Raw genomic sequence first — 1,244 nt, forward strand, 5'->3', positions numbered from 1 at the left:
TCGACGACTTTGCCTTCCGCAAGGGCCGCCACTACGGCACGGTGCTGATCGACATGGCCACCCACCGGCCGCTGCACCTCTACGACGGCCGCGAGAGCAAGGACCTGGCCGCCTGGCTGCGCGATCACCCCGAGGTGAAGGTCATCTGCCGGGACCGCTCCAGCGGTTACGGCGAGGGTGCACGGCTCGGGGCGCCGCAAGCCGAGCAGGTTGCCGGCCGCTACCACCTGTGGGCCAACCTTGGCCAGGCGGTAGAGAGAACGGTCAACGCTCATCGCTCCCGCCTGGCCGAGCCGGCATCCGGCGACGCCGGCACCCTTGCAGGACCGGAGGCGGAGCCCGAGGTGGTCCAGCCAACGCGGGAGCTGAAGATCGTGACCCGGCTGCGTGAGCAGCATGCCGCCGCCCACGAACTGTGGGCGCAAGGGATATCGAAGGCGGCGATCGGCCGGAAGCCCGGGCTGCACCAGGCCACCGTCCGCAAGCTGGTGGGCGCCCGCTCCGCTGATGATGTCGTCGCCAAGAGCCTGCAGCGGGGCATGTCGTCGACCCGTACGTCGGCTACCTGCACCGACGCTGGAACGAAGGCATAAGAAATGCCGCACAGCTCCACCGGGAGATCCAAAAACTCGGCTATCCCGGAGGCGAGCTGGCCGTCCAGCGTCATCTGCGGCGCTACCGCAGCGGGCGCGGACACGCACCCGCCGCCGGCCCCAAACCTCCCTCGGTCCGCGAGGTCACCTCATGGATCATGACCCATCCCGAACACCTCCCCGACGGCGATGCCGACAAGCTGCACCGCCTGCGTGAGCGCGACCCCGAGCTGGACCGCCTCACCGGCCACGTCAGGAAGTTCGCCGTCATGATGACCGCACGCCACGGCGACCGGCTCGAGGAGTGGATCGCCGGCGCCGAGCACGACACCCTGGCTCCGCTTGCGGGCTCGCCCACAACCTCCGCCGCGACGTCCACGCCGTCCGCAATGGTCTGTCTCTGTCGCACAGTTCAGGCGCTGTTGAGGGCAACATCAACCGGCTGAAGATGCTGAAACGCCAGATGTTCGGCCGTGCAGGCCTCGATCTCCTTCGCAAACGCGTCCTGCTCGCACGGTGACACTCTCCGCACTGGATCACAAGATCGTCGACAGAACCCTGATCTTGACGTTGATGGCGTCCACGAACAGGACCGGGTAGACGCGGTCGAGGGGGCGGTTCTGCCATTCGGCCATGCCATCCATGACCTTG

At 67.7% G+C, this 1,244-nt stretch carries 2 protein-coding genes and 1 pseudogene; 2 read left to right on the plus strand and 1 reads right to left on the minus strand.

The features are described 5' to 3' along the window. Positions 1 to 593: ISL3 family transposase (locus ACWD3E_RS43305; RefSeq protein WP_451392946.1), on the plus strand; the 593-nt coding region annotated here is incomplete at its 5' end. Between the two features lie 158 nt (positions 594 to 751). Beyond that, the gene (locus ACWD3E_RS43310) at positions 752 to 1,039 is read left to right on the plus strand and encodes a hypothetical protein (protein WP_451392947.1); all 288 of its coding nucleotides are present in this window, start codon (positions 752 to 754) and stop codon (positions 1,037 to 1,039) included. Positions 1,040 to 1,150: 111 nt separating this feature from the next. On the opposite strand, the pseudogene ACWD3E_RS43315 reads toward ACWD3E_RS43310, so the two are convergent. Further along, positions 1,151 to 1,244: pseudogene (locus ACWD3E_RS43315) on the minus strand (transposase); the annotation flags it as partial.

The organism is Streptomyces sp. NPDC002676, from assembly GCF_053592455.1.

Bases quoted from the DNA above. Each gene is read 5' to 3' on its own strand.
- ACWD3E_RS43310 (WP_451392947.1), top strand. From the start codon at position 752: ATGACCCATCCCGAACACCTCCCCGACGGCGATGCCGACAAGCTGCAC.